29 protein-coding genes and 2 pseudogenes are annotated in these 25,472 nt (G+C 37.7%); 27 read left to right on the forward strand and 4 right to left on the reverse strand.

Annotated features, from left to right (window positions below; translation table 11 throughout):
- Positions 1–36 precede the first annotated feature (36 nt).
- The 13 genes from D8863_RS02270 to msr(D) all read left to right on the forward strand — a co-directional run bounded on the left by D8863_RS02270 (position 37) and on the right by msr(D) (position 12,901).
- Positions 37–627, forward strand: a complete 591-nt coding sequence (locus D8863_RS02270; protein WP_125440952.1) for a thymidine kinase — start codon at positions 37–39, stop codon at positions 625–627.
- Positions 624–1,703 carry a peptide chain release factor 1 gene (prfA, locus tag D8863_RS02275; protein ID WP_001028815.1) on the forward strand — a complete coding sequence of 360 codons (1,080 nt, stop codon included), beginning with the start codon at positions 624–626 and terminating at the stop codon, positions 1,701–1,703. Before D8863_RS02270 ends, prfA begins: the two co-directional genes overlap by 4 nt.
- Entirely contained in the window at positions 1,703–2,539 is an 837-nt protein-coding gene (prmC, locus tag D8863_RS02280) for a peptide chain release factor N(5)-glutamine methyltransferase (RefSeq protein WP_125440953.1), read from the forward strand. The genes prfA and prmC overlap by 1 nt, the downstream gene beginning before the upstream one ends.
- On the forward strand, positions 2,523–3,125 hold the full coding sequence (locus D8863_RS02285) for an L-threonylcarbamoyladenylate synthase (RefSeq protein WP_125440954.1): 603 nt from the start codon (positions 2,523–2,525) through the stop codon (positions 3,123–3,125). The genes prmC and D8863_RS02285 overlap by 17 nt, the downstream gene beginning before the upstream one ends.
- A 1-nt stretch (position 3,126) precedes the next feature.
- Positions 3,127–3,558 carry a GNAT family N-acetyltransferase gene (locus D8863_RS02290; protein WP_070657827.1) on the forward strand — a complete coding sequence of 144 codons (432 nt, stop codon included), beginning with the start codon at positions 3,127–3,129 and terminating at the stop codon, positions 3,556–3,558.
- A gap of 58 nt (positions 3,559–3,616) precedes the next feature.
- Positions 3,617–4,873, forward strand: coding sequence for a serine hydroxymethyltransferase (glyA, locus tag D8863_RS02295; RefSeq protein ID WP_125440955.1), 1,257 nt, complete (start codon positions 3,617–3,619; stop codon positions 4,871–4,873).
- A 7-nt stretch (positions 4,874–4,880) separates the two neighbouring features.
- Entirely contained in the window at positions 4,881–5,855 is a 975-nt protein-coding gene (locus tag D8863_RS02300) for a nucleoid-associated protein (protein ID WP_000356115.1), read from the forward strand.
- On the forward strand, positions 5,855–6,457 hold the full coding sequence (locus tag D8863_RS02305) for a lysozyme family protein (protein ID WP_125440956.1): 603 nt from the start codon (positions 5,855–5,857) through the stop codon (positions 6,455–6,457). Before D8863_RS02300 ends, D8863_RS02305 begins: the two co-directional genes overlap by 1 nt.
- An 86-nt stretch (positions 6,458–6,543) precedes the next feature.
- Complete coding sequence (locus tag D8863_RS02310) at positions 6,544–7,518, forward strand: DUF1002 domain-containing protein (protein ID WP_038805297.1); 975 nt, start codon at positions 6,544–6,546, stop codon at positions 7,516–7,518.
- A 74-nt stretch (positions 7,519–7,592) separates the two neighbouring features.
- Positions 7,593–8,951, forward strand: coding sequence for a 23S rRNA (uracil(1939)-C(5))-methyltransferase RlmD (rlmD, locus tag D8863_RS02315; protein WP_125440957.1), 1,359 nt, complete (start codon positions 7,593–7,595; stop codon positions 8,949–8,951).
- A gap of 593 nt (positions 8,952–9,544) precedes the next feature.
- Entirely contained in the window at positions 9,545–9,715 is a 171-nt protein-coding gene (locus tag D8863_RS02320; RefSeq protein ID WP_000873143.1) for a hypothetical protein, read from the forward strand.
- A 385-nt stretch (positions 9,716–10,100) separates the two neighbouring features.
- Entirely contained in the window at positions 10,101–11,318 is a 1,218-nt protein-coding gene (mef(A), locus tag D8863_RS02325) for a macrolide efflux MFS transporter Mef(A) (RefSeq protein ID WP_000417519.1), read from the forward strand.
- A 119-nt stretch (positions 11,319–11,437) separates the two neighbouring features.
- Positions 11,438–12,901 carry an ABC-F type ribosomal protection protein Msr(D) gene (msr(D), locus tag D8863_RS02330; RefSeq protein WP_000420313.1) on the forward strand — a complete coding sequence of 488 codons (1,464 nt, stop codon included), beginning with the start codon at positions 11,438–11,440 and terminating at the stop codon, positions 12,899–12,901.
- 117 nt (positions 12,902–13,018) lie between these two features.
- Here the strand turns inward: msr(D) and D8863_RS02335 are convergent, their stop codons facing one another.
- From D8863_RS02335 to D8863_RS02350, 4 genes are read right to left on the reverse strand one after another with little or no spacing between them, the layout of a single operon-like run.
- The gene (locus tag D8863_RS02335; RefSeq protein WP_001072467.1) at positions 13,019–13,318 is read right to left on the reverse strand and encodes a DUF5960 family protein; all 300 of its coding nucleotides are present in this window, start codon (positions 13,316–13,318) and stop codon (positions 13,019–13,021) included.
- The gene (locus D8863_RS02340; protein ID WP_000567222.1) at positions 13,305–13,673 is read right to left on the reverse strand and encodes a hypothetical protein; all 369 of its coding nucleotides are present in this window, start codon (positions 13,671–13,673) and stop codon (positions 13,305–13,307) included. Before D8863_RS02340 ends, D8863_RS02335 begins: the two co-directional genes overlap by 14 nt.
- Before the next feature lie 12 nt (positions 13,674–13,685).
- Positions 13,686–14,021, reverse strand: coding sequence for a DinB/UmuC family translesion DNA polymerase (locus tag D8863_RS02345; protein WP_000806926.1), 336 nt, complete (start codon positions 14,019–14,021; stop codon positions 13,686–13,688).
- Positions 14,018–14,263 carry a hypothetical protein gene (locus tag D8863_RS02350; RefSeq protein ID WP_001813542.1) on the reverse strand — a complete coding sequence of 82 codons (246 nt, stop codon included), beginning with the start codon at positions 14,261–14,263 and terminating at the stop codon, positions 14,018–14,020. The genes D8863_RS02345 and D8863_RS02350 overlap by 4 nt, the downstream gene beginning before the upstream one ends.
- 505 nt (positions 14,264–14,768) lie before the next feature.
- Between D8863_RS02350 and aac(6') the strand changes: the two genes are divergently transcribed.
- From aac(6') to D8863_RS02425, 14 genes and pseudogenes are all read left to right on the forward strand, one after another.
- Positions 14,769–15,197 carry an aminoglycoside 6'-N-acetyltransferase gene (gene aac(6') / locus D8863_RS02365; RefSeq protein ID WP_000348725.1) on the forward strand — a complete coding sequence of 143 codons (429 nt, stop codon included), beginning with the start codon at positions 14,769–14,771 and terminating at the stop codon, positions 15,195–15,197.
- A gap of 57 nt (positions 15,198–15,254) precedes the next feature.
- Positions 15,255–15,863, forward strand: a complete 609-nt coding sequence (locus tag D8863_RS02370; protein WP_038806088.1) for a Type 1 glutamine amidotransferase-like domain-containing protein — start codon at positions 15,255–15,257, stop codon at positions 15,861–15,863.
- 178 nt (positions 15,864–16,041) lie between these two features.
- Entirely contained in the window at positions 16,042–16,785 is a 744-nt protein-coding gene (locus D8863_RS02375) for a CPBP family intramembrane glutamic endopeptidase (RefSeq protein ID WP_049489667.1), read from the forward strand.
- 154 nt (positions 16,786–16,939) lie between these two features.
- Positions 16,940–17,746 (forward strand): alpha/beta hydrolase, encoded by an 807-nt coding sequence (locus tag D8863_RS02380; protein ID WP_125440958.1) that lies wholly within the window; start codon positions 16,940–16,942, stop codon positions 17,744–17,746.
- Between the two features lie 11 nt (positions 17,747–17,757).
- Positions 17,758–17,886 (forward strand): annotated as a pseudogene (locus D8863_RS02385) (ADP-ribosylglycohydrolase family protein); the annotation flags it as partial.
- 208 nt (positions 17,887–18,094) lie between these two features.
- Complete coding sequence (locus D8863_RS02390) at positions 18,095–18,475, forward strand: GntR family transcriptional regulator (RefSeq protein WP_038805294.1); 381 nt, start codon at positions 18,095–18,097, stop codon at positions 18,473–18,475.
- The gene (locus D8863_RS02395; RefSeq protein WP_049518657.1) at positions 18,468–19,316 is read left to right on the forward strand and encodes an ABC transporter ATP-binding protein; all 849 of its coding nucleotides are present in this window, start codon (positions 18,468–18,470) and stop codon (positions 19,314–19,316) included. Before D8863_RS02390 ends, D8863_RS02395 begins: the two co-directional genes overlap by 8 nt.
- The gene (locus tag D8863_RS02400; protein ID WP_049518659.1) at positions 19,316–19,945 is read left to right on the forward strand and encodes an ABC-2 transporter permease; all 630 of its coding nucleotides are present in this window, start codon (positions 19,316–19,318) and stop codon (positions 19,943–19,945) included. The genes D8863_RS02395 and D8863_RS02400 overlap by 1 nt, the downstream gene beginning before the upstream one ends.
- 267 nt (positions 19,946–20,212) lie before the next feature.
- Positions 20,213–20,830: an SAP domain-containing protein gene (locus D8863_RS02405; protein ID WP_049505788.1), complete on the forward strand. Its 618-nt coding sequence runs from the start codon at positions 20,213–20,215 to the stop codon at positions 20,828–20,830.
- Positions 20,831–20,847: 17 nt separating this feature from the next.
- Positions 20,848–20,953: pseudogene (locus tag D8863_RS11185) on the forward strand (hydrolase); the annotation flags it as partial.
- Between the two features lie 113 nt (positions 20,954–21,066).
- The gene (locus tag D8863_RS02410) at positions 21,067–21,948 is read left to right on the forward strand and encodes a diacylglycerol/lipid kinase family protein (RefSeq protein WP_125391760.1); all 882 of its coding nucleotides are present in this window, start codon (positions 21,067–21,069) and stop codon (positions 21,946–21,948) included.
- Positions 21,949–22,011: 63 nt separating this feature from the next.
- On the forward strand, positions 22,012–22,497 hold the full coding sequence (locus D8863_RS02415; RefSeq protein WP_125440959.1) for a nucleotidyltransferase domain-containing protein: 486 nt from the start codon (positions 22,012–22,014) through the stop codon (positions 22,495–22,497).
- 184 nt (positions 22,498–22,681) lie between these two features.
- The gene (locus D8863_RS02420; protein WP_125440960.1) at positions 22,682–24,421 is read left to right on the forward strand and encodes a glycoside hydrolase family 13 protein; all 1,740 of its coding nucleotides are present in this window, start codon (positions 22,682–22,684) and stop codon (positions 24,419–24,421) included.
- A gap of 156 nt (positions 24,422–24,577) precedes the next feature.
- Entirely contained in the window at positions 24,578–25,453 is an 876-nt protein-coding gene (locus tag D8863_RS02425; protein WP_125440961.1) for a DUF4300 family protein, read from the forward strand.
- Positions 25,454–25,472 lie beyond the last annotated feature (19 nt).

Raw genomic sequence — 25,472 nt, forward strand, 5'->3', positions numbered from 1 at the left:
GTAGCAAAAATTTAGAAATGGACGTGAAATAGAAGCATGGCACAGTTGTATTATCGTTATGGGACCATGAACTCTGGTAAGACGATTGAGATTCTCAAGGTGGCCTATAACTACGAGGAGCAAGGAAAGGGAGTTGTGATTATGACTTCTGCTCTGGATACGCGTGACGGTGTTGGCTATGTGTCGAGCCGAATCGGCATGAAACGCCCAGCTATTGCGATTGAGGAAACGACGGATATCTTTGGTTATATCCGAGTCTTACCTGAGAAACCATACTGTGTGTTGGTTGATGAGGCTCAGTTTCTCAAGCGTCACCATGTTTATGACCTTGCTCGTGTTGTTGATGAGTTAGACATACCTGTCATGGCTTTTGGTTTGAAGAATGACTTTCGCAATGAATTGTTCGAAGGTTCCAAATATCTCTTGCTTTTAGCAGATAAGATTGACGAAATCAAGACCATTTGTCAGTATTGTAAGAAAAAGGCGACTATGGTGTTGCGTACGCACGATGGTGTGCCAGTCTATGATGGCGAACAAATTCAAATAGGTGGCAATGAAACCTATATCTCAGTCTGCCGAAAACATTATTTTGCACCTGAAATCAATAAGGAGAATGAAGAAAAATGAACATCTATGATCAACTACAAGCTGTAGAAGACCGTTATGAAGAATTAGGAGAATTGCTCAGTGACCCTGATGTCGTTTCAGACACCAAGAGATTCATGGAGCTTTCAAAAGAAGAGGCTTCAACTCGTGATACGGTAACAGCCTACCGTGAGTACAAACAAGTCCTTCAAAACATCGTCGATGCTGAAGAAATGATTAAAGAATCAGGCGGAGATGCAGACTTGGAAGAAATGGCCAAGCAAGAATTGAAAGATGCCAAGGCTGAAAAAGAAGAGTATGAAGAAAAATTGAAAATCTTGCTCCTTCCAAAGGATCCAAACGATGACAAGAACATCATCCTTGAAATCCGTGGAGCAGCTGGTGGAGACGAAGCAGCGCTCTTCGCTGGAGATTTGCTAACTATGTACCAAAAGTATGCAGAAGCCCAAGGCTGGCGCTTTGAAGTCATGGAAGCTTCTATGAACGGTGTCGGTGGTTTCAAGGAAGTGGTTGCTATGGTTTCTGGTCAATCTGTATATTCTAAGCTTAAGTACGAATCAGGTGCCCACCGTGTCCAACGTGTCCCTGTAACAGAGAGCCAAGGGCGTGTACACACTTCGACAGCGACAGTGCTTGTAATGCCTGAAGTGGAAGAAGTTGAATACGATATTGATCCAAAAGATCTTCGTGTGGACATTTACCACGCATCTGGTGCTGGTGGTCAGAACGTCAATAAGGTTGCGACTGCCGTGCGTATCGTTCACTTGCCAACCAATATCAAGGTTGAGATGCAGGAAGAACGTACCCAGCAGAAGAACCGTGAGAAGGCTATGAAGATTATCCGTGCGCGTGTTGCTGACCATTTTGCTCAGATTGCCCAAGATGAACAAGACGCTGAGCGTAAGTCTACTATTGGTACTGGTGACCGTTCAGAACGGATCCGTACTTATAATTTCCCACAAAACCGTGTCACAGACCACCGTATTGGCTTGACTCTCCAAAAACTAGATACGATTTTATCTGGTAAATTGGATGAAGTTGTGGATGCCTTGGTTCTTTATGACCAAACACAAAAATTAGAAGAATTAAACAAATAATGAAATTAGCTCAATTATTTTCAGATTTTGAAGAAGAGTTGATTAGACAAGGAGAGGAAGCTGAAAGCCTCTCTTTTGTCTATCGTAGCTTAAAAAATCTCTCTTTTACGGACTTTGTTTTTACCCTTCAGCAAGAGGTAACAGAGGCCGAAAAACAATTTGTAGAAGAAATTTACCAGCAGTTAGCAGTTCACAAACCGGCACAGTACATCATTGGTCACGCAGATTTTTTTGGAATGCAGTTAAAAGTGGATGAGCGGGTTTTGATTCCTCGTCCAGAGACAGAAGAGTTGGTGGAACTCATCCTCACAGAAAATCCTGAGGAAAATCTTAAGATCCTAGATATCGGGACTGGAAGTGGCGCCATAGCCCTTGGATTAGCAAAAAACAGACCAGATTGGTCAGTGACGGCAGCAGATATTTCCCAAGCCGCCTTAGAGCTTGCATCAGAGAATGCTAGAAATCAAAATCTTAATATATTTTTTAAAAAATCTGATTGTTTTGCAGAAATTTCTGAAAAATATGATATAATTGTATCCAATCCACCTTATATCTCTCGTGAAGATGAGTCAGAGGTCGGTTTGAATGTCTTACATTCAGAGCCTCATCTAGCTCTCTTTGCAGATGAGGATGGCCTAGCTATTTATCGCAGAATTGCGGAAGATGCAAAAGACTATCTCGCAGATGGTGGTAAGATTTACCTTGAAATTGGATACAAGCAAGGTCAAAGTGTTCCTGCGCTTTTTAGGAAATATCTTCCTGAAAAACGGGTACGAACACTCAAAGACCAATTTGGTCAAGATAGGATGGTTGTAGTTGATGATGGACAGTATTAGACAAGAGTTGGAAAAGGGCGGGGCAGTCGTTTTACCTACCGAGACAGTTTATGGTCTCTTTGCTAAGGCCTTAGATGAAAAAGCTGTCGACCATGTTTACCAACTAAAACGTCGTCCTAGAGAAAAGGCACTCAATCTTAATGTCGCTTCTCTAGAGGATATCTTGCACTTTTCAAAGAATCAGCCAACTTATCTACAAAAGCTTGTAGAGGCCTTTTTACCGGGTCCCTTGACCATTATCCTCGAAGCCAATGACCGAGTTCCCTATTGGGTCAACTCTGGTCTTGCAACTGTCGGATTTCGGATGCCGAGTCACCCCATTACACTTGATTTGATTCGAGAGACAGGTCCTTTGATTGGGCCGTCTGCCAATATTTCAGGTCAGGCAAGTGGAGTGACCTTTGCTCAAATTCTAGAGGATTTTGACCAAGAGGTTTTGGGGCTGGAGGACGACGCTTTTCTAACTGGACAGGATTCGACTATTTTGGATTTGTCTGGAGACAAGCTGAAAATCTTACGCCAAGGGGCGATTAAGCGAGAAGATATTCTTGCACAGTTGCCAGAGATTTCTTTTGAGGAGGAATGAGATGCTCAGAGATTTGCAAGAAACAGATGTGAATGCTATATGTGAGATTAACCAAGAGGCTTTGGGCTATTCTTTTAGTCCAGAGGACACAGCTAGTCAACTAGCTAGACTGTCTCAGGATTCCCATCATTTCCTACTTGGCTATGAGGATGAGGTCAGCCATGTCCTACTTGGATATGTCCATGCTGAAGTTTATGAATCTCTCTATTCCAAAGCAGGATTTAATATCTTAGGCTTAGCGGTTTCACCTCAAGCACAAGGGCAAGGTATCGGTAAAAACTTACTGCAAGGGTTGGATCAAGAAGCAAAAAGACGGGGTTATGGGTTTATCCGCTTAAACTCTGCTGATCATCGTCTGGGAGCTCATGCATTTTATGAAAAAGTTGGTTATACTTGTGATAAAGTGCAGAAACGGTTTATTCGCATCTTTTAGTTGATTTTCTTATTGAAAAAAAACTAAAGGACCAGTCACACTATAAAGGAGAAGACCTATGATTTTTGACAAAGACGATTTTAAAGCATACGATGCTGATCTATGGAATGCTATTGCCAAAGAAGAAGAACGCCAACAAAACAATATCGAGTTGATTGCTTCGGAAAACGTAGTTTCCAAGGCTGTTATGGCAGCTCAAGGGTCTATCTTGACAAACAAATATGCCGAGGGTTACCCAGGACGTCGTTATTATGGTGGAACCGATGTAGTAGACGTGGTAGAAACTCTAGCTATTGAACGTGCAAAAGAAATTTTCGGTGCTAAATTCGCCAATGTCCAACCTCACTCAGGAAGCCAAGCCAACTGTGCAGCATATATGGCTTTGATTGAGCCTGGTGACACTGTAATGGGAATGGATTTGGCAGCAGGTGGACACTTGACTCACGGAGCTCCAGTTAGCTTCTCAGGTCAAACTTATAACTTTGTTTCCTATAGTGTGGACCCTGAAACGGAACTTTTGGACTTTGATGCTATCTTGAAACAAGCCCAAGAAGTAAAACCAAAATTAATTGTAGCTGGTGCTTCAGCCTATTCTCAAATTATCGACTTCTCAAAATTCCGTGAAATCGCAGATGCTGTTGGGGCTAAGCTTATGGTCGATATGGCCCATATCGCTGGTTTGGTTGCAGCTGGTCTTCACCCAAGCCCAGTACCATACGCTCATATCACGACAACAACGACCCACAAAACCCTTCGTGGACCGCGTGGTGGTTTGATTTTGACAAATGATGAGGACTTAGCTAAGAAAATCAACTCAGCTATTTTCCCTGGTATTCAGGGTGGTCCTTTGGAGCATGTTGTGGCGGCTAAGGCGGTTTCCTTCAAAGAAGTTTTGGACCCAGCCTTCAAGGAATATGCTGCTAATGTCATCAAAAACAGCAAGGCTATGGTTGAAGTCTTCGTACAAGACCCTGATTTCCGTATCATTTCTGGCGGTACTGAAAACCATCTCTTCCTAGTGGATGTGACTAAGGTTGTAGAAAACGGAAAAGTTGCTCAAAACTTGCTAGATGAAGTTAATATTACCCTAAATAAAAACTCAATCCCTTACGAAACCTTGTCACCATTCAAGACAAGTGGGATTCGTATTGGATCTGCAGCCATCACTGCACGCGGATTTGGTGAAGAAGAAAGCCGTAAAGTGGCTGAACTCATCATTAAAACTCTTAAAAATGCAGAAAATGAAGCTGTCTTAGAAGAAGTGAGAAGTGAAGTCAAAGCGTTGACAGATGCCTTCCCATTATACGAGGACTAAAACTTTTATGGACATTTATATTAAGAAAGCCATTATCCATCAGTTCAGCCCAGATGATACCGAGCTGTTCCTAGCGGATAAGTTTCTCAATATCACTCCAAAAATCGAAGAATACTTGCGCAAAAAAATCGAACGTGTGTATTCAGATGAAGCTAAGACTGGGATTTTCGAAGAAGAAAATCCCTTCTTCAATCACATCACGGATGATTTGTTGGAGACATCAGTAACCCTGGCTAATCTCTGGAAAGAGGAGTTCAGTATTTCTGAAAACCTCAAGACTAATGACTTGGTTTTTGTTCAGTTTTCTAAAGAAGGCGTTGAACATTTTGCTTTCTTGCGAATTGCTCTACGTGAGACCTTGACCCACCTCGGTGGAGAAGTTGATAATCCAATCAAGCTGACTCAGAATAACCTACCTGGATTTGGAACGGGGGCTGATGAGGCCTTGGTGGTCAATCTACAGAGTCGCAAGTACCATCTCATCGAGAAACGCATCAAGTACAATGGGACTTTTTTGAACTACTTTTCAGAAAATCTGCTAGCTGTTGCCCCTAAGATTTCGCCAAAGAAATCCATCAAGGAACTGGAAAAAACGGCCCAGAGAATTGCTGAGTCCTTTAACACAGATGATTTTCAATTTCAATCCAAGGTCAAATCAGCGATTTTCAACAATCTGGAAGAAAGCAATGAACTGTCACCTGAAAAATTGGCTAATGACCTTTTTGATAACAATCTGACAGCTCGTTTGAGCTTTATTGATCAAGTCAAGGAAGCCGTACCAGAACCAGTCCAGTTTGATGAAATTGATGCCAGTCGTCAGCTCAAGAAATTTGAAAACCAAAAACTTTCCTTGTCAAATGGAATTGAGCTCATTGTTCCTAATAACGTCTATCAAGATGCGGAGTCTGTTGAGTTTATCCAAAATGACAATGGAACCTATTCTATCTTAATCAAAAATATCGAGGATATTCAAAGTAAATAATGTTTAAATTTATAAGAAGAGTGCTTGTGCTAGCAGTCTTCCTTTTCGCAGGATATAAAGCTTATCATATCCATCAGGATGTTAAACAAGTCATGACCTACCAACCCATGGTTCGAGAAATCTTGAGCGAAAGAGATACTCCAGCCAATGAAGAGTTGGTGCTCGCTATGATTTATACCGAAACGAAGGGAAAAGAGCGGGATGTTATGCAGTCTAGTGAGTCTGCTAGTGGCGCTACCAATACCATCAAAGACGATGCCTCTAGTATTCGCCAAGGGGTACAGACACTAACAGATAACCTCTATTTGGCACAGAGCAAAGGAGTAGATGTCTGGACCGCTGTTCAAGCCTATAATTTTGGGCCTGCCTATATCTACTTTATTGCTCAGAATGGTAAGGAAAATACTTTGGCCCTAGCCAAGCGTTACTCCCGAGAAACGGTCGCTCCAATCCTAGGTAATACTACAGGGAAGACCTACACCTACATCAACCCAATTTCTATCTTTCATGGTGCAGAACTCTATGAGAATGGTGGAAATTATTACTACTCGAGACAGGTTCGCTTTAATCTCTATATCATGAAATTCTTTAATTTCTTCTAAACATCTGGTTTGACCAGGTGTTTTTCACTATAAGTTTTCTTTAAGATTGTTTTATTACTCTAGAAAGGTAAAGGAGGGAATATCCCATGAGAAAGAAATTCTTTCTAACAAGCGCTGCAGTACTGTGGGCCGTAACAGCTATGACGAGTGTCCACGCAGCAACCGATGTTCAAAAAGTAATCGATGAAACCTATGTTCAACCTGAATATGTTCTTGGCTCTTCCCTATCTGAAGACCAGAAAAACCAAACTCTTAGCAAACTTGGTTATGACGCATCAAAAGACACCAAAGATATCAAAACCATGACACCTGATATCTATTCGAAAATTATGAATGTGGCTAATGACGCTAGTTTACAGCTCTATTCATCAGCCAAGATTCAAAAGCTAGGTGACAAGTCACCTTTAGAGGTCAAGATTGAAACGCCTGAAAATATCACCAAGGTGACGCAGGATATGTACCGTAACGCAGCAGTGACGCTGGGAGTGGAGCATGCCAAAATCACAGTTGCAGCACCTATTCCAGTTACAGGAGAGAGCGCCCTAGCAGGGATTTACTACTCGTTAGAGGCCAATGGTGCCAAGGTACCGCAAGCCAATAAAGACTTGGCTCAAGAAGAGTTAAAAGCCTTGTCAGATATCAATGCTGAAAACAAGGACAAGTCAGGCTACGATGCCAATAAACTCAATGTCGCTTTGGCAGATATCAAGGCAGGAATCGCAAAGGCAAAAGAAGCCAAAGGAAATCTGACAGAAGAAGATGTCCGCAAAATCGTTGAAGACACGCTAAAAAACTACAAACTTGATCAGGTTATAACAGGAAACCAGGTCAATATCATCATCAATTTTGCCCTCAACCTCTCAAAGAGTGACATTTTGAACAATGCTGATTTTACTAAAACCCTAAATGACCTCAAGGAAAGCATTGTCTCTCAAGCTGGAGATAGCTTTAAAAATATCAACCTCAACTTTGATGCCAATAAAGCGCTAGAAGACGGGGGCAACTTCTTTAGCTCCCTTTGGCAAGCCATTGTCAACTTCTTCAAGAGTTTTGGTGCTTAGGTCATTTCATGATATAATAGATGGTAACAGAAATGTTGCCGTCTTTTTTTGACGGCCGATAGAAAGTGAAAAATATGCTAAAGAAAAATGATATTGTAGAAGTTGAAATTGTTGATTTGACCCATGAAGGTGCTGGGGTTGCTAAGGTAGATGGTTTGGTTTTCTTTGTAGAAAATGCTCTTCCAACTGAGAAAATCCTCATGCGAGTCCTTAAGGTCAATAAAAAGATTGGCTACGGGAAAGTTGAAGAATACCTTACACATTCTCCGCATCGTAACCAAGATCTTGACCTAGCTTATCTACGCTCAGGTATCGCTGATTTGGGGCATCTTGCCTATCCAGATCAGCTCAAGTTTAAAACCAAGCAAGTCAAAGACAGTCTCTACAAGATTGCTGGTATTACAGATGTAGAGGTCGCTGAAACACTTGGTATGGAGAATCCTGTTAAGTATCGAAATAAGGCACAGGTGCCCGTTCGTCGAGTGAATGGTATCTTGGAAACTGGCTTTTTCCGTAAAAATTCCCATGACCTTATGCCCCTTGAAGATTTCTTTATCCAGGATCCTGTCATTGACCAAGTCGTAGTAACCCTTCGAGATTTGCTCCGTCGTTTTGATTTAAAACCTTATGATGAAAAGGAACAGTCTGGCTTGATTCGCAACCTTGCCGTGCGACGAGGCCACTATTCAGGACAAATCATGGTTATATTAGTGACTACACGTCCTAAAGTTTTTCGTGTTGAACAGTTGATTGAACAACTAATCAAGCAATTCCCAGAGATTGTGTCTGTCATGCAAAATATCAACGACCAGAATACCAATGCGATTTTCGGCAAGGAGTGGAAGACTCTTTATGGTCAAGACTATATTACGGATCAGATGTTGGGAAATGACTACCAAATCGCTGGCCCAGCCTTCTACCAGGTCAATACTCAAATGGCTGAGAAACTTTATCAAACAGCTATTGACTTTGCGGAGTTAAGAGAAGATGATGTGGTGATTGATGCTTATTCAGGGATTGGAACGATTGGATTATCCGTTGCAAAGCATGTCAAAGAAGTCTACGGTGTTGAAGTGATTCCAGAAGCAGTAGAGAATAGCAAAAAGAATGCCCGACTAAACAATATCTCAAACGCCCACTATGTCTGTGACACAGCTGAAAATGCCATGAAGAATTGGCTCAAGGAAGGTATCCAACCAACCGTCATCTTGGTTGACCCTCCACGCAAGGGCTTGACCGAAAGCTTCATCAAAGCAAGTAGCCAAACTGGAGCTGACCGCATTGCCTATATCTCTTGTAATGTCGCAACCATGGCGCGTGATATCAAACTCTACCAAGAGTTAGGATATGAATTGAAAAAAGTTCAGCCGGTGGATCTTTTTCCTCAAACGCATCACGTCGAGTGTGTAAGCTTGTTAGTGAAACGTAGTTAATCCTCAAAAGGTTCCCCGAACCTTTTGAGTTCCACAAACGCATCATGTTGAGGCGGTAAGTTTGCTAGTCAAGGAGTAAAACGACGAAGATTAGCATTTACTTCCGCCCATGCGATAGCTGTCCGTGATTGACAAGTGCTAGCACGCAGACAGAACGGAGATAGCGAACCGCTGAGTGTGTCGCTCTGCTCGTAAAAGCTTAGAAACCTTTGAACGAAAGGGATAATGAAAGCCTTGATTGCAAGGCTTTTTGCTTTATGGTGGGTAAGTATCAGAGTGAGAAAATTTTTGGAATGAGTAGAAGTGATAGCTAGAAATTATCAGTTTCTATTTCCATTTACCCTGTGGGTACGTGTTTGTTTCCATTGACAAGGAGTTTGTGGGAATAGAAATGTACCCACCTTGTTTGAATCAAGTGAAGTGTAGTTGAAGGAAATCTGTTGAAAGCAATACTTCATTTTACCGAATAAGTAATAATTTAGGCAACTTCAAATCGATTAAAAAAAACTATTTTAAAGGTTAAGAGTAGACAAAAATTGTCCACTCTTTTTTGCAAACTCAATTTATCAATAAATGAAATGAGGGAATGTAAAATGAAATATTTTGAGGTTGAGTTAGAAAATCCTGATGAATTTTTAAAACTACAAACAGAAGATTTTGTGAAAGCTAATCGCTTGCTACTAAGGAAGATAATCCAGAGCGTTACAGTCTATGAAGAAAACTTCGTCATATCCTTTAAATCTGGCATCGAATTGGAAGTATGAGTCTCATTCCATAACTTTTATATTGAACATATCATCTTGTTGTGTTATACTATAAATTGATATAAACAAAGATGTAGGAGGAACCGAAACTATGACAGCCTCAATGCGTTTAAGATAAGCTGGCAATAAAAAAAGCAGAATCTATACCCGATGATAGGCTTTTTTGTTGTGCTTATTTATACGATATTGAGCATTCATTAGTTACGGTGAGGATATTGGTTATTTAACTATACCTTTATTTAACTATGTCTTTAATATGAATGTTTCCAAATTGTATGTATGCAGACCAAAAGCCACATTGTGGGGTTTGGCCTGCATTTTTTATTGCCTAGAATGCTATTCAAAATAGAAATTCAAGCAAAATAATATGCAGGAGATAATATAAATGGAAAAATACAACAATTGGAAACGAAAATTTTATGCAATATGGGCAGGGCAAGCAGTATCATTAATCACTAGTGCCATCCTGCAAATGGCGATTATTTTTTACCTTACAGAAAAAACAGGATCTGCGATGGTCTTGTCTATGGCTTCATTAGTAGGTTTTTTACCCTATGCGATTTTGGGACCTGCCATTGGTGTGCTAGTGGATCGTCATGATAGGAAGAAGATAATGATTGGTGCCGATTTAATTATCGCAGCAGCTGGTGCAGTGCTTGCTATTGTTGCATTCTGTATGGAGCTACCTGTCTGGATGATTATGATAGTATTGTTTATCCGTAGCATTGGAACAGCTTTTCATACCCCAGCACTCAATGCGGTTACACCACTTTTAGTACCAGAAGAACAGCTAACGAAATGCGCAGGCTATAGTCAGTCTTTGCAGTCTATAAGCTATATTGTTAGTCCGGCAGTTGCAGCACTCTTATACTCCGTTTGGGATTTAAATGCTATTATTGCCATCGACGTATTGGGTGCTGTGATTGCATCTATTACGGTAGCAATTGTACGTATACCTAAGCTGGGTAATCAAGTGCAAAGTTTAGAACCAAATTTCATAAGGGAGATGAAAGAAGGAGTTGTGGTTCTGAGACAAAACAAAGGATTGTTTGCCTTATTACTCTTAGGAACACTATATACTTTTGTTTATATGCCAATCAATGCACTATTTCCTTTAATAAGCATGGAACACTTTAATGGAACGCCTGTGCATATTTCTATTACGGAAATTTCCTTTGCATTTGGGATGCTAGCAGGAGGCTTATTATTAGGAAGATTAGGGGGCTTCGAAAAGCATGTATTACTAATAACAAGTTCATTTTTTATAATGGGGACCAGTTTAGCCGTTTCGGGAATACTTCCTCCAAATGGATTTGTAATATTCGTAGTTTGCTGTGCAATAATGGGGCTTTCGGTGCCATTTTATAGCGGTGTGCAAACAGCTCTTTTTCAGGAGAAAATTAAGCCTGAATATTTAGGACGTGTATTTTCTTTGATCGGAAGTATCATGTCACTTGCTATGCCAATTGGGTTAATTCTTTCTGGATTCTTTGCTGATAAAATCGGTGTAAATCATTGGTTTTTACTATCAGGTATTTTAATTATTGGCATTGCTATAGTTTGCCAAATGATAACTGAGGTTAGAAAATTAGATTTAAAATAAACAATATTGGAGGAATATTTATGTATCTTATTTTCATGTAACTCTTCCTGCTAAAATCGCAGGGTTTTCCCTGCATACAAGCAAATGAAAGCATGCGATTATAGACAGGAGGAAATGTTATGGAATTAATATTAAAAGCAAAAGACATTCGTGTGGAATTCAAAGGACGCGATGTTTTAGATATAAATGAATTAGAAGTATATGATTATGACCGTATTGGTTTAGTAGGAGCAAATGGTGCTGGAAAAAGCACTTTACTCAGGGTACTTTTAGGAGAATTAACTCCCCCAGGATGTAAAATGAATCGTCTGGGTGAACTTGCCTATATTCCCCAGTTGGACGAAGTAACTCTGCAGGAGGAAAAAGATTTTGCACTTGTAGGCAAGCTAGGTGTTGAGCAATTAAATATACAGACTATGAGCGGTGGTGAAGAAACAAGGCTTAAAATAGCACAGGCCTTATCGGCACAGGTTCATGGTATTTTAGCGGATGAACCTACGAGCCATTTAGACCGTGAAGGAATTGATTTTCTAATAGGACAGCTAAAATATTTTACAGGTGCACTGTTAGTTATTAGCCATGACCGCTATTTTCTTGATGAAATAGTAGATAAAATATGGGAACTGAAAGATGGCAAAATCACTGAGTATTGGGGAAACTATTCTGATTATCTTCGTCAGAAAGAGGAAGAACGTAAGAGCCAAGCTGCAGAATACGAACAATTTATTGCGGAACGTGCCCGATTGGAAAGGGCTGCGGAGGAAAAGCGAAAACAGGCTCGTAAAATAGAACAGAAGGCAAAAGGTTCTTCAAAGAAAAAAAGTACTGAAGACGGAGGGCGTTTAGCTCATCAAAAATCAATAGGAAGTAAGGAAAAAAAGATGTATAATGCTGCTAAAACCCTAGAGCACAGGATTGCGGCCTTAGGAAAAGTAGAAGCTCCGGAAGGCATTCGCAGAATTCGTTTCAGGCAAAGTAAAGCATTGGAGCTCCATAATCCATACCCTATAGTCGGTGCAGAAATTAATAAAGTATTTGGGGATAAGGCTCTGTTTGAAAATGCATCTTTTCAAATTCCGTTAGGAGCAAAAGTGGCGTTAACTGGTGGTAATGGAATCGGAAAAACAACTTTAATCCAAATGATCTTAAACCATGAAGAAGGAATTTCTATTTCGCCTAAGGCAAAAATAGGTTACTTTGCACAGAATGGTTACAAGTACAACAGTAATCAGAATGTTATGGAGTTTATGCAGAAGGATTGTGACTACAATATATCAGAAATTCGTTCAGTGCTAGCATCTATGGGGTTCAAACAGAACGATATTGGAAAAAGTTTATCTGTTTTAAGCGGTGGAGAAATTATAAAATTGTTGCTTGCTAAAATGCTCATGGGTAGATATAACATCCTAATAATGGATGAACCCAGTAACTTCCTTGACATACCAAGTTTAGAGGCTTTGGAAATACTAATGAAGGAGTACACCGGAACTATCGTGTTTATCACCCACGATAAACGATTACTCGAAAATGTAGCAGATGTAGTTTATGAAATTAGAGATAAGAAAATAAATCTGAAACATTAAATTTAAGGTAGTCGCTGGTCAGTATAGTCTGTTCTGGTTGGCGACTCCATTGTTAAAGAGTATAAAGACTTTAGATTTTATGAATAATAAAAATAGGAACAGTCAATTGAACTGCTCCTATTTTTCTGCTAAATATATTGTAGTTTTCTTATATGTATAATGATAGATTAGCGGATTCTCATCTACGGTACTTACTTCAAATATGAAGAAGTGATCGCGGTTATCTCTGGACTTTTCCTTATTGAGGACAAAGTAATTCTTACGTGAAGTCGCCATTGTTTTTAGGATATCATCAGTTAGGAAGGTCAATGGAATATTCATGTTAGAGTAGCGGTAGAAGTCACGTTCAAAATCTTGGTAGCTCTCGCTATAATAGTCCATTTGTAGGTGATTACGCTGAAACTCAAGCTGATTCATAGAGCACCTCCTCGACAAGTTCAATACTAATAATGTCTTTTAATTTCAAATTGATGTGACCTGTTGTAGTTTTTATCAAAATGAAATCTTTGGTCAGACTTGGTATTGTTCCAGTGTAGGAAACACGCTTGTTTTTTTCAATCACTTGAATGCGTGTGCGTAGCTGCCCGGCGTATACTTGACTGAGGAGTAATAATTTCTTCTCTAGTGATAAGTCAGACATGTACGTTACTTTGTTTGTATCATCAGAGAGTGCTGATGCATGTTCAGATAGGAAAAAGCCCATCCATTTTTGCATCTTTGTATCCTGGTACTCTCTTGCTGATTGAAATGGTAAATATGAACGGTCAATCATATCAAATCCTTTCTATGCAGAGGCAAGGGTATTTTTATCAAATTGAATCGTAAAACCTTGAATTCCCCCACCTGTGTAACATTCTTTAAAGCGATTGATTACCTCAGTATAGATTATCACAGATGAGCTTGTTGGCTTAATGCTAAATGTAAATTCCAATGGTAATCGGTTTTCAGATTTAGCATGTACTAGTCGTATCGATATTTCAGTTGTTTTGAGTTTTCTCTGACGAAGTTTTGAAGTTGCTGTTTCAACGATTCCATGTAAAAATCTTTCAAGCATTTCAATATCATTACATCCTTTGCTACGGATTTCTGAAAATTGTACTGTATTTTTTTCTTGTTTCATTTTAATCCCTCCAATCCACCCGCGGAATGACCACCGATAAGTTTACTGCGTTCAATATTTCTGGAACCTTCAGTTAGGACGGTTCCTTTTTGTATGGCTAAAAAACCAAACTGTTCTCTGACAACATCAATAGCTGTCTGAAGTCTATTATCTTTTTCAATTTGTTCTACATCATCAAAGAGTGATAGTAGAGTATAGCTTTCATCTACGAAGCCACTATAAGATACACCAATTTGTCTCACTGCACCAGAGGTGTATTTTTTCGGAATAATACAAGTACATGACTCACCATTGTTTTGGGGAGATTTGCGGGTTCAATTTTATTCTGAGCATTTATAGATTTTTTCATCTCAGTCCTAGAATAGCCAATATGAATAGAAACGACAGTAGTCAATACTAGGGCTACTGTTCCGTTCCACAGTATCATTTAAAAATCATTTTCACACCCTTTCGTCTATTAGTATAGAAGAAAGCTCTCAGCACATGTTGAGGCGGTATCACTTCTTGTACGAGCTGAGGCATCAGCGAAGTAGAAGTAGATGCTCCGCCCATGGGATAGGACTCGTAGAATGAGGAGGGAAACCGACGAAATGATACAGTAAGTCCGAACCGCTGAGTGTGTAGCTCTGCTCGTCCGATCTGAGATAGTCGAAAAGTAGAAGGGGATGGTATTGGTATCAATCAATGAGTAACAAAGTAACAGCGTGATTCGAAACATTTGCTTGTAATTTGCGGAGGAACATCAATATGGATGGAATAACAAAAGATTCTATAAAAACGGCTAAACTAATAAAACAATTATGGCCCCAATTGACCGATAAAGAAGCTTTTGATGAAGTAAAAAAATATACGAATGGCAAAAATACTGCAATCTTTACTGAAGTTGAAGGTGATACAATTGTAGGTCTAGCACTATGTTCACTTAGATTTGATTATGTTGAAGGTTGTAAATATAGTCCTGTTGGATTCTTAGAAGGGATTATTGTCGACGAGGAATATCGTTTAAAGAATATTGCTAAAAATCTCTGTACAAAATGTGAGGAATGGGCGAAAAATAAAGGATGTAAGGAATTTGCAAGTGACTGTACTTTAACGAATACGGATTCTATAAGATTTCATCTCAATATTGGATTTCAGGAGGCAAATAGAATTATTCACTTTAAGAAGAAATTATAATTTAGAAACGTGAATAAACTTGTTTAAATTTTATGTCTCTTTAGAAAGTGTGTTAACTTGAAAGAACAAATTTTTTTGATGGGTGGGAATCCCCCAATAACGAAATATAGCATTGTTGATAAAATTGTATTATCAAGCAAGATTGAAAGAATTGTTATTTTTACAGTTTTTCGAGATAATTGGCAACCCTATATGAAAAAGTACACGGAAGTTTTCCAAAGTCAATTTCCTAATCTAAACACTGATTACTTACTTTTGGACACTGAGCAGATTGATTTTGATAGCTATTTAGATGCTGATCTAATCATCATCGGTGGAGGAAATACGGAAAAATATATAGCTGCTTATGTCAATCAGGAGTTCAAAAATTATATCGATCATATGCTTAATAAAGGGGCAAAAGTTATAGGGTTTTCTGCAGGAGCCCTATTATTAGGAGAAAAAGTCTATGTCTCACCTAATGATAATTCAGATCATCAGATAAAGATAAAAAATGGATTAGGACTCTTTAGTCAGTTTTTAATTAGTGTCCATTATGATTCCTGGAATGATAAAGCTAATAAGGATAGAGCAGAAGAACTCGTTAGTGTTCCCATAATTCCACTAAATGATCATTCCTGTCTTGTATTGGATAAACTTGGAAATATCATAGAAAAAATTGACTAGTTTTAATCATGCGAATCTGAATCTACGAAACTAAAGTATTGACGAAATGAATAGTGAAAAGCCTTGATTGTAAGGCTTTTTTGTATTTTTATGATAGAATATAGGTAGTTATAATCGATAACAACTAAGAAGCAGTAAAAATATTATTCATAAAACAATCAAGATTAGGAAGAAAAAAATGACAGAAATTGATAAAAGGAATTTAAAAAATTATCTTTGTTTTACATTTGGAATTACTTATATATCTTGGGGGCTTCTTGCCATATTTACACAATCTTATATTTTGGGATTAGAGACATTTATAGGAAGAATATTACATATAGTTGGTGCACTTGGACCAGCTATTGCAAGTGGCTTTTATTTAAAAAGTAATAATATAAAATTTAAACATTTTTTATTTAATAAGATAGAAAATAGTAGTATTTATTTCATTTATCATATGTTAGCAATTTTGATACTATTTTCTGTATCTTCCTTAGAATTAAACGGAGTATCAATTTATCTGATGCCATTATTCTTTATACAACTAATTTTTTTTGGTGGTGGACATGAAGAATTAGGATGGAGAGGAATATTACAACCATTACTTGATAAAAAATATACTTATTGGCAATCTAATTTGATTGTAGGATCAATTTGGGGAATATGGCATCTGCCTTTATGGTTTATAGTTGGAGAAAGTCATCAAGGATTTCCTTTTATTTTATTTTTTATATATACATTATTTTTAAGTTTTGTTTTAGGGCTTCTTTACCGTCAAACGAAATCTGTGGGATACTGTGTATTATTTCATGCATTCGCAAATTTGTTAAATCTCTATTTTGTGTTAAAAATTAATCTTATTTTTATTATCATTTTTATTGGTTATTTGATTTATACTATATTGGCGAGTAATAGAATTAGTAAGGAAACAACATTTTAAAATTTAGATCAGGATATCCATTATTGAAAGTAAGGTGTGGTCATTCTAGATAATCAATGTTAGAGACTATTCTATTTGATGAGACATCACTGCTTGTACGAGCTGATTAAACATGGGTGTAGCTAGTGAAAGTCCTACAGTAAGGAGTTTAAACATGAAATTCCATGAATTTGGTGATAAGAATTTGCCTCCTATTTTACTGATACATGGTGGTGGCAGTTCTTGGTGGAATTATCTTCGTCAAGCACGAATCTTGTCAGAAGAATACCGTATTATTCTACCCACTTTGAATGGCCACGGCGAGGAATATCAACTTGATTATGTTTCTACTGAAGATTCTGCTTTGGAGATTCTAGACTATATCAAAGCAAACTGTGGTGGGAAATTATTTGCAATCGGTGGTGTTTCACTTGGTGGTCAAATTGCCATAGAGCTTTTGTCTTTAGACAGTGAAATTGCTGAGAAGGCCATCATAGATGGAAGCCTCTGTATTCCTCAACCAAGGTTAGCTAAAATCAGCATCTTTCTAGTGTCTCTATTTGGTAAACTGATGTTCAATAAATTCTCTTGCAAACTTCAGTTAAGCATGATGAACAAACTCTATCCTAAACTGGCTTATCCAGAGGAAATAAAAGCTTATTATTTGGAGGATTTGCCAAGGACGCCTATCAAAACATTGGTGACCATTTACAAAAACTATATGGGATGTTACAAGCTGAAAGATATGATTTCTGCTAGCAAGGCTCAGGTTCTGTATATCTATGGTGAAAAAGAATTGAACTGTGTGAAAGAATCAGCGAAATTATTTCATCAGCTACATTCAAATACAATTTTCTATGAAGCAAAGGGCTATAACCACGGCTATTTATCAGCTTACCTACCTTATGAGTGGATTGATTTGGTGGTGCCATTTTTAAAGAGTGACTCATTAGAAATGTGTAACGAATCTGATATGCCATAAGGAGGAAACGGATGCTAGGAGCAATTATTGGAGATATTGTAGGTTTAGTTTACGAATGGAACAATATCAAAACGAAGGATTTTTCTTTATTTTGTGAGGATTGTTTTTTCACGGATGATACGGTCATGGCCTGTGCTGTTGATGGTAAAAACGTATAAACCTGTGAATGAAAGTGATTAAGAAAAGCCTTGATTGTAAGGCTTTTTGTTATATTAAAAATTGAAATTGAAAAGTAATCAATTTAAACGATAATATGGCTCATACAGATTGTTAAATATTGAACTAATATAACTGTTATGGTATAATATAAACAGGTAAAACAGATGGATAGTTAGGAGGATATGGAGGGTGAATATACAAATTGATAATTCAAGTGATAATCCGATTTATTTACAGATAAAAAATCAAATAAAGGCTCAGATTATTTCGGGAGAATTAAAGGTTGGCGAGCAATTGCCATCAATCAGATTCTTAGCTAAAGAACTTCGAGTGAGTATGATAACTGCTAAAAGAGCTTTTGATGAACTGGAACTTGATGGTTTCATTAATTCAGTTCAAGGTAAAGGTAATTTTGTTGCAGCTCAAAATAAAGAGCTTATTCGAGAAGAATATTTGAAACGAATCGAATCAAAGATGCAAGATATTCTTGAGCTTTCAGCTATTGCAGGTGTAACCAATGATGAGTTGGTAGAGATGTTTAGTAGTTATATGGAGGGAAAATATGAGTGATTTTGCTATTGAAATCAAAAACTTGGTTAAAAAGTTTGATGACTTTACATTAGGTCCGATAGATTTTGCTATTCCTAAAGGCTCTATTGTCGGATATATTGGCCAAAACGGTGCTGGTAAAAGTACAACCATAAAATTATTGTTAGGATTACTTAAGAAAGATTCAGGAGAAATTAAAATTTTAGATTATGATAATCCTAATAGTCTTGAATTGAAAGATAAAATCGGAGTAGTGTTTGATGATTTATTAGTGCCGGAAGAAATGACACTTGTTGATTTGGAAAAATTTTGTTCAAGGGTATATTCAAAATGGGACAGAGAATTTTTCTATCAATTAATAAAAAAATTTAATTTATCTGAAAAACAGGCTATTAAAAGTTATTCTCGTGGAATGAGAATGAAATTATCGATGGCAGTAGCTTTATCTCATAAAGCAGAAATTCTCATTTTGGATGAAGCTACGAGTGGATTGGATCCGATTGTAAGGGAGGAAATTTTAGATTTTCTTCTTGACTTTATTCAAGATGAGAATCATACAATTTTAATATCGTCACATATCCTATCAGATTTAGAGAAAGTGGCGGATTATATTGCTTTTATCAATGATGGTAAAGTTCTTTTTGTTGAACCAAAGGATGAACTCAAAGAAAACTATGGTATCTGTACTTTATCTAATGAAGAAGTTAAAAATCTTGATGAGGAAGCCATAATTGGAAGAAGGATACACTCATTCGGACAAGAGTTGCTTGTTAAAAGAAATCTTGTTCCAGATGGAATCAGATTACAAAAGCCGTCTATCGAAGATATTATGATATATTTTGTGAAAGGAGGTAAAAGATAATGACTGCATTGATATTAAAAGATATAGCTACTTTAAAGAAAACACTACTATTAACAATTGCTCTCTGTATTGCCCTCATTGTGTATGGTGTGTATGAAAATGAAATTTTTATGATACCGCTTATTTGTACAATGATACCGTTAATTTTAACTGCAGTCGCTTTTGGTTATGATACGAAATCGAAATTTGAACAATTTGCCTTTTCAATGCCGATTAAAAAGAGTAGCTTTGTATTAAGTAAATTGTTTTTTGCGTTTGTTTTTGGATTAGTAGGTTCAGTTTGTTTATTTGTTCAATTGGTAATAAAAAAAGAGATGTTAATAGACAGCATCATATTTATCTCACTAATTACATTAGTTGCAAGTATTTTGATATCAGCTATTCAACTTCCGTTTATCCTTAAGTACGGTGCTGAAAAAGGTAGGCTAATCATGGTTATAACATACTTTACAGTATTTGCTCTGTCTAGTTTTTTTAAAGCAAAATCAGATTTACTGACTAATGTTGTAGAGTTTTTCTTAAAGAATTCGAGATTAATGATTTTTATTGGAATGGTTTTTGTCAGTATTATTACCATAGGAGTTGCTATAAAAATATCTATTTTAATTATGGAGAAAAAAGAATACTAGAGAAGCTGAGAGTAGATTATAAAAACTTAGAAGGTGGCAAATCTTATGCTAGGGCAATTATTGGAGACATTGTAGGTTCAGTTTACGAATGGAACAATATCAAAACGAAGTATTTTGTGAGGATTATTTTTTCACGGATGATACGGTAAGTCCGAACCGCTGAGAGTGTGAGTTTGTTAGCGAAACGTAGCTAATCCTCAAAATAAAGGAACTAAAACTCCATTATTTTGAGATGACAACCTAAATTGGCTTTAAGGAGGTGTTATATTGATAGAGAGCAGACCTGAGTTTGATAAAATCTCATCCTTTGATGAGTTTAATAAATACTACTGGTATCGTGATGAACTTTCACAGATATGCAAGTCATTAGGACTTGAATATAGAGGTACAAAACAGGAACTCAATGATATCATTGAGCAGTACTTTAAGGGGAATTTGATTAAAAAATCATCAATAAAAAGCAAGAAGAAACAAGTAGAAGTCGTTACTTTAGATACGCCTTTACTTGAATGTGGATTCTCCTTTAATGCACACTTTAGAGAATATTTTTCAACTTTAACAAGTGTTTCGCCCTTTAAATTTACTGCTGATATGGCTACAGCCTGGAGAAAGGCAAAAAGAGAAAATGATTTGAGTTTTACAATCCAAGATATGCTAAAAGTTTATTATGGAGATTCAGATTATGCCAAGTATGACCATTCGGTGTGTCAATGGAATCAATTTTTTAAGGATTTCTGTGCAGACGAAAATAGTCGTAACTACTCAAACAAGTTAAAAATAGCTTCTATTCTTTGGAAAGAAGTTAGAAATTCAAGTAATGAAAAAATTTATTCAAAAAATCTTTTGACTGAATATGCTGATAAAATAAAAGACTATTGTAAGTAGAAACGCCATCTCACTTGGTGGCAGAGGCAGCTTATGGTATTCCTTATTGGATAAAGGATAAAACTTATTCTGATTTGGATGAATCCTTAAAGGTGATGGGAAAATAGAATAAAATTATATTAATCTCCGGTACGTCAAAGTTCCCTTTTCTGAGTTTTCATTATATAATAGCATTATATGTAATGACTGATGTAGTTACACTAACATTTCTATTTAAAAATTAAGGAGTACTATTAATGAAAAAAGTAATGTTAATTATCAACCCTACCTCTGGTGGGGAAAAGGCTTTGGATTATAAGGTCAAGCTGGAGAATAAGGCCAAGGATTATTTTGAGCAGGTGGAAACAAAAATTACCGAAAAAGCACTGGATGCAACACATTTTGCTGAGGAAGCGTCTCGTGAGCAGTATGATGCAGTGGTGTGTTTTGGTGGAGATGGGACTGTCAATGAAGTTATTTCAGGTATTGCTGAGAGAGACTTCATTCCTAAGTTAGGGATTATCCCTGGTGGGACGGGTAACCTCATTACGAAACTTTTGGAAATCAATCAAGACATCGATGGTGCGATTGATGAACTCGATTTTAACTTAACCAACAAGATTGATATCGGTAAAGCAAATGATAACTATTTTGGTTATATTTTTAGTATCGGTTCTCTGCCTGAGGCGATTCACAATGTTGAAATCGAGGACAAGACAAAATTCGGTATTTTAGCCTATGCTGTAAATACCATGAAGTCCGTGATGACGGATCAGGTCTTTAACATTAAGGTTGAGACTGAAAATGGAAATTATGTTGGTGAAGCTAGTCATGTTTTGGTTCTCTTGACAAATTACTTCGCTGATAAGAAAATCTTTGAAGAAGACAAAGATGGCTATGCCAATATTTTGATTCTAAAAGATGCTTCTATATTCTCAAAATTATCCGTCATTCCTGACTTACTAAAAGGAGATGTTGTCGGTAATGATAATATTGAGTATATCAGAGCGCGTAATATTAAGATCTCTTCAGATAGTGAATTGGAGTCAGATGTTGACGGCGATAAATCAGATAACCTACCTGTTGAAATCAAAGTCCTAGCTCAGCGAGTAGAAGTATTTTCAAAACCGAAAGAGTAGAAGATAAAAAATAGTTTATTCTTCACTGCGAAATTAAGTTCTATATCAACGATTGGAGGAGGAATGAATTCTCTATTTGATGAATTTCGAACAATTTGTTCTCATTTAAACCAAGTCGGAATCACTCCGACGCTCATGGGGTCTTTGGGTTTTGAATACCGTTCAAATGAAGAATGGCAGCCATCTGACATTGACATTCATGTGCCTGGTGACCCTAGAGGTTGGGAAGCACCTGATCATCTTAGAATTTATGACTGGGACAAGATAATGAAAGTGATGAAACACTTAGGCTATGCCTTAATAGATATTCATGAGCATGAATTCCAAAAAGATGGTCTGAGTGTTGAGTTTGGAAGTATTGATTCTTTACCTAATTTTGCAGGAGTTTCGGAATCGGATATAGAGCTGATTCATCTCGAGGACATCACTTTTCGCGTTCCAAGTTTAGAACAGTATTTAAGTATTTACAAGGCTTCTTCCCAAGATTCCTATCGAAATGAACACAATAACAATAAGGATTTTAAAAAGATAGAATGGTTGGAAAGATAGTTGTAAATCATCATTTGAAAAGTAGCAAGTTGTAAGACTGGCTGCTTTTTTATATTCTCAAAATCAAACCACTCGAAACTGCGGACAAGCCTTGCAAATAAAATACGAAAGTAGTATACTAGAATCACAATTATGAAAACGTTTGCGCAGCAAGATGAATAAAAGTAAACTAGGAGACAGAACAATGGAATTAACAGCCATTTACCACAGATCAGAGTCGGAGTATGCTTATCTTTATAAAGACAAGACAATGCACATTCGCATCCGGACCAAGAAAGATGATATTGAAAGCATCAACTTACATTATGGTGATCCTTTTATCTTTATAGAGGACCGTTATGAAGATAGTAAGGAGATGAGTAAAGTAACTTCCGATGCTTTGTTTGATTATTGGCAAGTGGAGATTTCAGTTGGCTATGCCCGACTCCAGTATCTCTTTGAACTCAAGGATAAGCAAGGTCAGAGTATTCTGTATGGTGATAAGGGATGTGTTGAAAACACGCTAGAAAATCTTCATTACGAAGGAAATGGATTTAAAATCCCTTATATCCATGTGATTGATGCTTGCCATGTTCCTGACTGGGTAGCAGGGACGGTATGGTACCAGATTTTCCCAGAACGCTTTGCTAAAGGCAATCCTGAGATTTCTCCAGAAGGGGCCCTAGATTGGGATTCCTCTATCAAACCAAAGACGAGCGATTTCTTTGGTGGTGATTTACAAGGTATTATTGACTATCTGGATTACTTGCAAGATTTGGGGATTACAGGACTTTATCTCTGTCCGATTTTTGAATCCCCAAGCAATCACAAGTACAATACAACGGATTATTTTAAAATTGACCATCATTTTGGAGACAAGGAAACCTTTCGTAAACTGGTGGAGGAGGCCCATCAGAGAGGCATGAAAATCATGCTGGATGCTGTTTTCAATCATATCGGGGATCAGTCTCCACAGTGGCAAGATGTCCTCAAGCATGGTGAAGATTCTGTTTACAAAGACTGGTTCCATGTTCAAGAATTCCCAGTAACCAAGGATAAGCTGAGGAATCCAAGAAAGCTCCCTTATCATACCTTTGCCTTTGCCAGCTATATGCCTAAGCTCAATACGGCCAATCCTCAAGTGAGGGACTATTTGCTAAGCGTTGCGACCTACTGGATTGAAGAGTTTGATATCGATGCATGGCGCCTGGATGTAGCAAATGAAGTAGACCATCAATTTTGGAGAGATTTCCATAAGGCTGTCTTGGCTAAAAAGCCTGACCTTTATATTCTTGGAGAGGTCTGGCACACTTCACAGCCTTGGCTAAATGGCGATGAATTTCACGCAGTTATGAATTATCCTCTCTCTGACAGTATCAAGGATTATTTCTTACGTGGGGTTAAGAAGTCCCATCAATTTATCGATGAGATCAATAGCCAGTCTATGTACTATAGACAGCAGATTTCGGAAGTGATGTTCAATCTCTTGGATTCGCATGATACGGAGCGCATTTTGGCAACGGCCAAAGGAGATATCCAGCTTGTTAAGTCTGCCCTTGCCTGCCTCTTTTTGCAAAGGGGAACACCGTGTTTCTACTATGGGACTGAGTTAGAATTAGATGGAGGACCAGATCCAGATTGTCGTCGTGTCATGCCTTGGGAACGTGTTTCAGACAGTAATGACATGCTTCATTTCATGAAGAAATTGATTCAGTTTCGCAAGGATGTTTCAAGCATTATCCAACATGGAAGCTATAGTCTGCAAGAAATCAAGTCAGATGTGGTATCTCTGGCATGGGATTATGATGGACAAAAAATCCAAGCTATTTTTAACCAATCAACTGAAAACTATCTTGTAAACCGTGATTCTGTAGCGCTAGCCAGTCATTACCAAGAATTGGACCAGCAACTGGTGGTATTGCCTAAAGGTTTTATAATCCGATAAAAATCGTACTCAAAAAGACTGTTATGAATAGGTGATTCGTGCAGTCTTTTTTTGACTTATGTAGTATAATAAAGCTAAGTCACGGATTACCGGATGAGGGATTAGTGAAGAGTGTTTAAAGAAAAATAGAGACTTGTGCTTTAGAAAGGAAATTTCATGAAACGATCGAGAAAAGTAGTAGCCTTGGGACTGTGTTTGCCCTTATTTCTTGGTTTGGCTGCTTGTAACCAAAATAATACGAGCACTGAAGCTGCAAACCAGACACAGACCAGTTCGGATAAAGTTCCTTGGACGGCTTCATATACCAATCTGAACAATCAGGTCAGTACCGAAGAGGTCAAATCTCTCTTATCAGCTCACTTGGACCCAAATAGTGTTGATGCATTTTTCAATCTTGTCACAGACTATAATGCGACTGTCGGTTCTACTGGCTTAAGTGGGGATTTTGCCTCCTTTACGAAGACAGAATACGACGTAGAGAAAATCAGCAATCTCTGGAATCAAAAAAAGGGTGACTTTGTCGGGACCAACTGCCGCATCAATAGCTATGCGCTCTTGAAAAATTCGGTCACAATTCCAAAGCTTGAAAAGAATGATCAGCTACTTTTTGTGGATAACGATGCTATCGATAAGGGAAAAGTATTTGATGCGAAAGATAAGGAAGAGTTTGATATTCTATTTTCTAGGGTAGCGACGGAAGCAACGATGGATGTAAAAGTTCACGCGCAGAAGATGGAGAAATTCTTTTCCCAGTTTCAATTCAATGATAAAGCTCGAATGTTGTCTGTTGTGTTGCATGATAATTTGGATGGGGAGTATCTTTTTGTCGGGCACGTTGGTGTTTTAGTGCCAGCTGATGATGGTTTCTTATTTGTAGAGAAACTGACTTTTGAAGAGCCTTATCAAGCTATTAAGTTTGCGAGCAAGGAAGATTGTTACAAGTATCTATCCACTAAATATGCGGATTACACAGGTGATGGACTAGCTAAGCCTTTCATTATGGACAATGAAAAGTGGATTGAAGGATATTAAGCTAGGCAAGGGAGAAGTA

The organism is Streptococcus oralis, assembly GCF_003943825.1.
Lineage (GTDB): Bacteria > Bacillota > Bacilli > Lactobacillales > Streptococcaceae > Streptococcus > Streptococcus oralis_CD.

Bases quoted from the DNA above. Each gene is read 5' to 3' on its own strand.
- D8863_RS02375 (WP_049489667.1), top strand. From the start codon at position 16,042: ATGACAGAAATTGATAAAAGGAATTTAAAAAATTATCTTTGTTTTACA.
- glyA (WP_125440955.1), top strand. From the start codon at position 3,617: ATGATTTTTGACAAAGACGATTTTAAAGCATACGATGCTGATCTATGG.
- rlmD (WP_125440957.1), top strand. From the start codon at position 7,593: ATGCTAAAGAAAAATGATATTGTAGAAGTTGAAATTGTTGATTTGACC.
- prmC (WP_125440953.1), top strand. From the start codon at position 1,703: ATGAAATTAGCTCAATTATTTTCAGATTTTGAAGAAGAGTTGATTAGA.
- prfA (WP_001028815.1), top strand. From the start codon at position 624: ATGAACATCTATGATCAACTACAAGCTGTAGAAGACCGTTATGAAGAA.
- D8863_RS02415 (WP_125440959.1), top strand. From the start codon at position 22,012: ATGAATTCTCTATTTGATGAATTTCGAACAATTTGTTCTCATTTAAAC.
- D8863_RS02320 (WP_000873143.1), top strand. From the start codon at position 9,545: ATGAAATATTTTGAGGTTGAGTTAGAAAATCCTGATGAATTTTTAAAA.
- D8863_RS02290 (WP_070657827.1), top strand. From the start codon at position 3,127: ATGCTCAGAGATTTGCAAGAAACAGATGTGAATGCTATATGTGAGATT.
- D8863_RS02425 (WP_125440961.1), top strand. From the start codon at position 24,578: ATGAAACGATCGAGAAAAGTAGTAGCCTTGGGACTGTGTTTGCCCTTA.
- D8863_RS02335 (WP_001072467.1), bottom strand. From the start codon at position 13,318: ATGAATCAGCTTGAGTTTCAGCGTAATCACCTACAAATGGACTATTAT.
- D8863_RS02305 (WP_125440956.1), top strand. From the start codon at position 5,855: ATGTTTAAATTTATAAGAAGAGTGCTTGTGCTAGCAGTCTTCCTTTTC.
- D8863_RS02300 (WP_000356115.1), top strand. From the start codon at position 4,881: ATGGACATTTATATTAAGAAAGCCATTATCCATCAGTTCAGCCCAGAT.
- D8863_RS02395 (WP_049518657.1), top strand. From the start codon at position 18,468: ATGAGTGATTTTGCTATTGAAATCAAAAACTTGGTTAAAAAGTTTGAT.
- D8863_RS02285 (WP_125440954.1), top strand. From the start codon at position 2,523: ATGATGGACAGTATTAGACAAGAGTTGGAAAAGGGCGGGGCAGTCGTT.
- D8863_RS02270 (WP_125440952.1), top strand. From the start codon at position 37: ATGGCACAGTTGTATTATCGTTATGGGACCATGAACTCTGGTAAGACG.
- D8863_RS02340 (WP_000567222.1), bottom strand. From the start codon at position 13,673: ATGATTGACCGTTCATATTTACCATTTCAATCAGCAAGAGAGTACCAG.
- D8863_RS02310 (WP_038805297.1), top strand. From the start codon at position 6,544: ATGAGAAAGAAATTCTTTCTAACAAGCGCTGCAGTACTGTGGGCCGTA.
- D8863_RS02410 (WP_125391760.1), top strand. From the start codon at position 21,067: ATGAAAAAAGTAATGTTAATTATCAACCCTACCTCTGGTGGGGAAAAG.
- D8863_RS02420 (WP_125440960.1), top strand. From the start codon at position 22,682: ATGGAATTAACAGCCATTTACCACAGATCAGAGTCGGAGTATGCTTAT.
- D8863_RS02345 (WP_000806926.1), bottom strand. From the start codon at position 14,021: ATGAAACAAGAAAAAAATACAGTACAATTTTCAGAAATCCGTAGCAAA.
- D8863_RS02400 (WP_049518659.1), top strand. From the start codon at position 19,316: ATGACTGCATTGATATTAAAAGATATAGCTACTTTAAAGAAAACACTA.
- D8863_RS02380 (WP_125440958.1), top strand. From the start codon at position 16,940: ATGAAATTCCATGAATTTGGTGATAAGAATTTGCCTCCTATTTTACTG.